This window comes from Streptomyces sp. NPDC001450 (assembly GCF_053597295.1).
The window spans coordinates 108,374-115,358 of sequence record NZ_JBSFHY010000034.1 but is presented as its reverse complement, the minus strand read 5'-3'; the positions used below and the strand labels follow the sequence as shown (position 1 = coordinate 115,358).

5 protein-coding genes and 1 rRNA gene are annotated in these 6,985 nt (G+C 69.4%); 3 read left to right on the top strand and 3 right to left on the bottom strand.

Features of this window, described 5'->3' with window-relative positions:
• Both rrf and ACWC5O_RS31930 read left to right on the top strand, forming a co-directional pair.
• Nucleotides 1-86: ribosomal RNA gene (rrf, locus tag ACWC5O_RS31935) — 5S ribosomal RNA — on the top strand; the annotation flags it as partial.
• A 172-nt stretch (nt 87-258) separates the two neighbouring features.
• Nucleotides 259-2,757: a beta-propeller fold lactonase family protein gene (locus ACWC5O_RS31930; RefSeq protein ID WP_450590305.1), complete on the top strand. Its 2,499-nt coding sequence runs from the start codon at nt 259-261 to the stop codon at nt 2,755-2,757.
• A 36-nt stretch (nt 2,758-2,793) separates the two neighbouring features.
• Here the strand turns inward: ACWC5O_RS31930 and ACWC5O_RS31925 are convergent, their stop codons facing one another.
• Nucleotides 2,794-3,342 (bottom strand): cysteine hydrolase family protein, encoded by a 549-nt coding sequence (locus ACWC5O_RS31925; protein ID WP_450590306.1) that lies wholly within the window; start codon nt 3,340-3,342, stop codon nt 2,794-2,796.
• 82 nt (nt 3,343-3,424) lie between these two features.
• On the opposite strand from ACWC5O_RS31925, the gene ACWC5O_RS31920 reads away from it, so the two are divergent.
• Nucleotides 3,425-3,985, top strand: a complete 561-nt coding sequence (locus ACWC5O_RS31920) for a GNAT family N-acetyltransferase (protein WP_450590307.1) — start codon at nt 3,425-3,427, stop codon at nt 3,983-3,985.
• 28 nt (nt 3,986-4,013) lie between these two features.
• Here ACWC5O_RS31920 and ACWC5O_RS31915 read toward each other — a convergent pair whose 3' ends face one another.
• Nucleotides 4,014-5,552 carry a type IV secretory system conjugative DNA transfer family protein gene (locus ACWC5O_RS31915; protein WP_450590308.1) on the bottom strand — a complete coding sequence of 513 codons (1,539 nt, stop codon included), beginning with the start codon at nt 5,550-5,552 and terminating at the stop codon, nt 4,014-4,016.
• A 9-nt stretch (nt 5,553-5,561) separates the two neighbouring features.
• Entirely contained in the window at nt 5,562-6,974 is a 1,413-nt protein-coding gene (locus ACWC5O_RS31910; protein ID WP_450590309.1) for an ATP-binding protein, read from the bottom strand.
• Nucleotides 6,975-6,985: the final 11 nt, after the last annotated feature.

The following is a 6,985-nucleotide window of genomic DNA, read 5'->3' as shown; positions in this document are numbered from 1 at the left end:
GTTACATTCCGAACCCGGAAGCTAAGCCTCACAGCGCCGATGGTACTGCAGGGGGGACCCTGTGGGAGAGTAGGACGCCGCCGAACAAATATTGAGAAGGAGCCCCAACTCCGGGTGAGAAACCCGTGAGTTGGGGCTTTTTCGCGTTCACAACGCGGTCATGAGCACGACACCGGGAATCCATGGGTTTGTTGACGCTGCGTGTCAGTGTCGTGGCCCATGGTCCTCAGACGCAGAAACCGACGTCGAGTTGTCACTGTGCTGGCAGGTACCGCCGTGCTCGCCACCGGGGCCGCCGTCGCTCTCGCGGCCGCCGGCGGGCAGGGCGCCGCAGGACCCAAGGGCGACGGGACCGCCGTAACTCCCGTCGGCTACAAGGTCACTCCGGCCGGGCACCAGGCCCAGCTGGGCAATCTGCCCCTCAACGCCGTTCTCTCGCCCGACAAGAGCATGCTCCTGGTGAGCAACGCCGGTCAGGGCACCCAGTCCCTCCAGGTGGTCGACCCCGCCGACTCGGAGGTCGTCCAGACCATCTCGTACCCGAGCCCCCAGGCCGTGTTCACCGGGCTCGCCTTCGGTCCGGACGGGAAGCGTGCCTACGCCAGTGGCGGTGGGCGCGAGATCATCCACACCTATGACGTGAGCGGGGGACGGCTCACCGAGACCGCCCCCGTCAAACTGCCCACGAAGAACCCCGAGGGCCAGGCCGTGAACATGTATCCGGCCGGGATCGCCGTGACGCCCGACGGGAAGCGGCTGGTCGTGGCCGACCGGCTCGCGGACGCCGCCACCGTGGTGGATCTCGGCGACGGGTCGATGAAGACCGTGGCCGTGGGGCACGCACCGTACGCCGTCGCGCTCGCCGAGGACGGGAAGACCGCCTTCGTCACCGACCAGGGCGGCGACACGGTCAGCGTCCTCGACATCAGCGGGTCCGCGCCGGAGGTCGAGACGGCCGTCAAGGTGGGCACCCATCCCAACGCGATCGTCGCCGACGAGGGGCAGGACACCCTCTACGTGGCCAACGGGGACAGCGACCAGGTCAGTGTCGTCGATGTCGCCACCCGGAAGGTCACGCGCACCGTCTCGCTCGCGCCGTACCGGCACGCGCCCGTCGGCAGCAATCCCGACGCGCTCGCGCTGTCCGAGGACGGGCGGCGGCTGTACGTCGCCAACGCCGGGAACAACGACATCGCTGTCATAGACGTGAAGAGCGGAAGGACCGCGGGGCTCGTCCCCACCGCCTGGTATCCGACGGCCGTCGTGCCGCTCGACGGGAAGCTGTACGTCACCAACGCCAAGGGTCTGGGCGCGGGCCCGAACAACGGGCCCGGGTACCCGAATCCCACCTCCACCGCGCCCACCTCCCCCGACCAGTACTCGGGCTCGATGATGAGGGGCACCCTGTCGACCATCCCGCTCGACGGCGGGAACCGGCAGCTCTGGCGGTGGACGCGGACCGTCGTCGCCAACAACGGGTTCGGCGAGGGCAACAGCCCGCGGGCCGTCGGAGCCGTCGTACCGCGGCGGGTCGGCGAGAAGACGCCGATCAGGCATGTGATCTACGTCGTCAAGGAGAACCGGACCTACGACCAGGAGTTCGGTTCGCTGGGGCGGGGCAACGGGGATCCGTCGCTGGACCTGTTCGGGGACGACTCGGCGCCCAACGCGCGCGCTCTGCAGCGGCAGTTCGTCACCCTCGACAACTTCTACGCCGACGCCGAGGTCAGCGCCCAGGGCTGGAACTGGACCGTGGCGGCCAACTCCAACCCGTACAGCGAGGAGGGCTGGCCCGCGAACTACTCCGGCCGCAACCACACCTACCCGTCCGAGAACGGCGACCCGGCGATCGCGCCCAACAAGGACCCCGAGCACGCCTACATCTGGCAGCGGCTGAACGACAAGGGCGTCTCCTTCCGAAACTACGGGTTCTACGCGAGCGCCGACGCGAGCGGGAAGACCGTGGCCGAGGACCCGGTGCTGGACGCCGGCACCGACCACGGCTACGGGCCGTACAACCTCAGCTGCCCGGACTCGGCCGGCACCTTCCCCGCGCGCGGGAAGACCTGTGGCAGCCCGCGGATCGAGGAGTGGAGGAAGGAGTTCGCCCAGTACGAGCAGGACGGGAACCTGCCCGCTTTCGAGATGGTGCGGCTGCCCAACGACCACACCTCCGGGACCAAGGCCGGCATGCCCACCCCGCAGGCCTACGTCGCCGACAACGACTGGGCGCTCGGTCAGCTGGTGGACGCCGTCTCGCACTCGAGGTACTGGAAGTCGACCGCGATCTTCGTGACCGAGGACGACGCGCAGAACGGGCCGGACCACGTGGACGCGCACCGGACGATCTCGCAGGTCATCAGCCCGTACACGCAGACCGGGAGGGTCGACTCGACCTTCTACTCGACGGCCTCCATGCTGCGCACGATCGAGCTGCTGCTGGGGCTGCGGCCCATGACCCAGTTCGACGCGTACGCCACCCCGATGGTGAACTCCTTCACCGCCAGGCCGGACGACACCCCGTACACGGCCGTGAAGCCGACGACCGATCTGACGGCGGTGAACACGGTCGACTCGCCGATGGCCGGGGTGTCGGCGAAGCAGAACCTCACCAAGGAGGACCAGATCGACGAGCGGACCTTCAACGAGGCGATCTGGAAGAGCGTGCGCGGGGCCCGGAGCATGATGCCCGAGCCCAGGCACGACCTGTACGGCGCCGTCCCCAACGACCAGGCGAAGGAACTGGACGACGACTGACGACGACTGACGACGGCTGAGGCCCGCCGAGTGTGGCTAGAAGGTCACCTCAGCCGTCTCCACGGTCCCGCCCTGGCGGCCGGGTGCGCTGTGCCAGCTCCAGTAGAGATTGGTGTGGGCGATCACCTGCTCCGGGGCGGGAGCGCCGTACTTGGACAGGTCCTCCGTGGTGTGGGCGTCGGCGACCAGCGTCGTGTCGTACCCGCGGACGATCGCGCCGTGCAGGGTCGAGCGGATGCACACGTCCGTCTGCGCGCCCGTGACGAGGAGCCGGCCCACCTTCCGCTCGGCCAGCACGGTCTCCAGGTCGGTGTCCTCGAAGGAGTCCGGGTACTTCTTGTGGACCAGGGGCTCGCCGTCCCGGCGGGCCAGCTCCGGCACGTACTGCCAGGTCTCGCTGCCGTACGCCAGCTCCTCGCTGGAGTGCTGCACCCAGACGACCGGCACGTCCGCCGCGCGGGCCTTGTCGATCAGGGTGTTGATGTTCGCGATGACGCCGTCGCGGTCGTGGGAGTTCGCCACCACGCCGTTCTGGACGTCGATGACGAGCACTGCGGTGTTGGGCCGATCGGGAAGCGTGGTCATAGGGCCACAGTAGGACCGGCCACTGACAGTCGGGCCCGTATATCGGGTGAGGGGTGTGAGGGGTGCGGGCTACCGTGGCTCCATGAGTAGCCCGACCAACGATGACTACGTCGTCCGTGCGATACGCCCCGACGAGTGGGCCGCCGTGAAGCAGTTGCGTCTGGACGCGCTGCGGGATCCGGTCGCGCCCATCGCCTTCCTGGAGACCTACGAGGACGCCCTGGACCGGCCGGACTCCTTCTACCAGGAGCGGGCCGTCAGATCCGGTGAGGGGTCAGGCTCGGCACGGCAGTTCATCGCCGAGGCGCCGGACGGGAGCTGGGCCGGCACCGTCACCGTGCTCCTGGAGGAGGCCGGGACGAAGGACTGGGCCGGGTATCCGGTCGAGCGCCGGCAGGGGCATGTGGTCGGTGTGTTCGTGCGGCCGGAGCACCGCGGGAACGGGCTGATCAAGGCCCTGTTCGACGCCGGTGTGTCCTGGGCGTGGGAGCGGGGTGCCGAGCGGGTACGGCTGTTCGTCCACGCGGACAACGCGCGGGCGCAGGGGGCGTACCGCAAGCTGGGGTTCGGGCCGAGCGGGCTGGTCGTGTCGTTCGTGAAGGACGAGGCCGAGAACGAGCTGGAGTTCGTTCTGGAACGGTAGTTCTGGAGCGGTGGTTCTGGAGCCGGGGTCAGGCCGGCAGTTCCTGGTGGGGCCAGCGGGATCTGGCCTGTTCACGGGAGCGGAGCAGGGCGAGGGTGGGCATTCCCCGGTCGGCTCCGCCGGCCAGCAGGTCCGGCAGCTGCGGGAGCGGCGCCACGGCCGCCACGTCGTCCAGGACCAGGGTGAGTGGTGGGTCGAGCCGACCGGAGGATGACCGTTCGGCCATGCGCCGGCCGCGCTCGACCACGCTTGAGACGAGGGCCGTCAGGAGGGGCATCGCACCAGGCTTCGTCCTGGGGTCCTCGATGGATTCACCTACCAGATAAAGCGTGCCCCCTTCATCCACGAAGGAATCCAAGGCGAGCGCATCAGTTCGGTTGGGGGTGCAGGCCTCGCGGATGTTGACCGTGAAGAGGGCGGCGAGGGCCCGGCTGGTCAACTCCTGGGCCATGTCACGGCGTTCCGGGTGCGCGGTGAGGGCGGCCTCGAGTTCGCCCGCGGCGCCGGGGGCGGCCTTGGGGTGGGTACGGAGGGTTCGTACCGCGTCCTGGATCTGGGTGCCCTGGGACCAGCGGTGGACGTGGCGGATGGTGCGGGATTCCAGGGCTGCGGCGTGCAGGTAGCTGCGGAGGAGCGTTGTCGCCGTGTCGGCGACCGCTTGGTCGATCTTGGCTGTGGGCTGGACGGGGCTGAGGAGCGCTGCCGCTCGGCTCAGCGCCGTTTGTTTGTCCTCGCAGCCTGTTGTCGGGGACCAGTGGAGGCGGGCCGGGGTGTCGCAGAGGTGGGTGGGGTCGTAGAGGAGGGTGGGGCCCAGCTTGGCTCTGGCGTCCTTTGTGTCCTGCCACAGGGCGGGGTTTGAAGTGACTACGAGGGTGGGGCCTGGCGCGTCCCGGATGGCCTGGGCTGCGGTTGCGTGGCGGCTTTCCCTGGGTGCGATGAGGATTTTTTCCCACCCGCCCACCCGTTCACCGTTGGCTGAGAAGGTACCCAAGGGGTCCGGCGCGGCCGCCGTTTGGAGGGGCTCCGCCGGCTGCGCCGCTCGCAGCGCCTCCGTCGGCTCCGGTTCTTCGAGCGGCACCGGGACCTCGTAACGCTGTTCCGTGGCTGGAGCGGGGGTGGAAGCCGGCGCCGTCGACTGTGCGCTGCCCTTCGCCGCGCCCCGCTCGAACGCCCGCCGTACCTTCCCCGCCCGCCATCTCGCCACCGTCCCCATCACGAACAGGGCCAGGACGAAGAGGACCATCAGCTGGCCGATGAGCAGGCCCCAGAAGAGGCCCCAGCCGGAGAGTTGGCCGGCGGGGGTGTCCGGCCAGGCGCCGGTGATGTCGTGGGGCCGGCCGATGAGGTGGCGCATGGCCAGGGGGGTGCGGGTGAAGGTGACGCCCTTGGGCCAGGCGCCCTTGGCGAAGAGGCCCGCCAGACCCGTGGCCGTCCACACCAGCATGGTCATGCCGAGGAGGAAGCCGAGTATGCCGATCAGCAGGCCGTCGGGAATGCCGCCCTGGCCTTCCCGACGGCTGTCACGGCTGTCACGGCTGTCGCGACGGTCGCGGTCTTCCGGTCTCACGCTCTCCCCCTACGCCACCGTCGATTCGGAGTCGCCCAGGTGCTGCTCCACGAAGGCCGCCGCCCGCTGCTCGGCCTCCATCTCGGCCGCGCGCAGGGCGTCGTCGGCCGCCAGGTCGCTGGAGGACTCGGTCATGGCGCGGTCGGTGAACACCAGCGGGCGTTCCGTCTCCGTGACCAGGTGTTTGACCACCTGGACGTTGCCGTTGACGTCCCAGACGGCGATGCCGGGGGTGAGGGTGGGGATGATCTCCACGGCCCAGCGCGGGAGGCCCAGTACCCGGCCCGTGGCCCTCGCCTCGTCCGCCTTCTGGGCGTAGATGGTCCTGGTCGACGCCATCTTCAGGATCGCCGCCGCCTCCTTCGCCGCCGCGCCGTCCACCACGTCGGACAGGTGGTGGACGACCGCCACGAAGGACAGGCCCAGCCGTCGGCCGAACTTCAGCAGGCGCTGGAACAGCTGGGCGACGAAGGGGCTGTTGATGATGTGCCAGGCCTCTTCGACGAGGAAGATGCGCTTCTTGCGGTCGGGGCGGATCCAGGTGTGCTCCAGCCACACGCCGACGATCGCCATCAGGATCGGCATGGCGATGGAGTTGCGGTCGATGTGGGACAGGTCGAAGACGATCAGCGGGGCGTCCAGGTCGATGCCGACCGTCGTCGGGCCGTCGAACATGCCGCGCAGGTCACCGTCGACCAGGCGGTCCAGGACCAGGGCGACGTCCAGGCCCCACGCGCGTACGTCGTCTATGGCGACGTTCATCGCCTCCGCCGACTCCGGCTCGGGGTGGCGCAACTGTTCCACGATGTCGGTGAGCACCGGCTGGCGGTCGAGGATGGACTCGTTGACGTAGGAGTGGGCGACCTTGAGGGCGAAGCCGGAGCGTTCGTCCAGGCCGTGGCCCATGGCGACCTCGATGATGGTGCGCAGCAGCGCCAGCTGGCCCGTCGTCGTGATCGCCGGGTCCAGGGGGTTCAGGCGGATGCCGTGGTTCAGGGCCGCTGTCGGGTCCAGGCGGATGGGAGTTATCCCCAGCTCCTGCGCGATGAGGTTCCATTCGCCGACCCCGTCCTCGCCCTGGGCGTCGAGGACGACCACCTGGCGGTCGCGGAAGCGCAGCTGCCGTAGGACGTACGTCTTCTCCAGGGCCGACTTGCCGTTGCCGGACTCGCCGAGGACCAGCCAGTGGGGGGCCGGGAGCTGCTGGCCGTACAGCTGGAAGGGGTCGTAGATGTAGCCCTTCCCGGAGTACACCTCGCGGCCGATGATGACGCCGGAGTCGCCGAGGCCGGGCGCGGCGGTCGGCAGGTAGACCGCCTGGGCCTGGCCCGTGGAGGTGCGGACCGGCAGGCGGGTCGTCTCGACCTTGCCGAAGAGGAAGGACGTGAAGGCGTCGGTGAGGACGGACAGCGGGTCCCGCATCAGCGCATCAG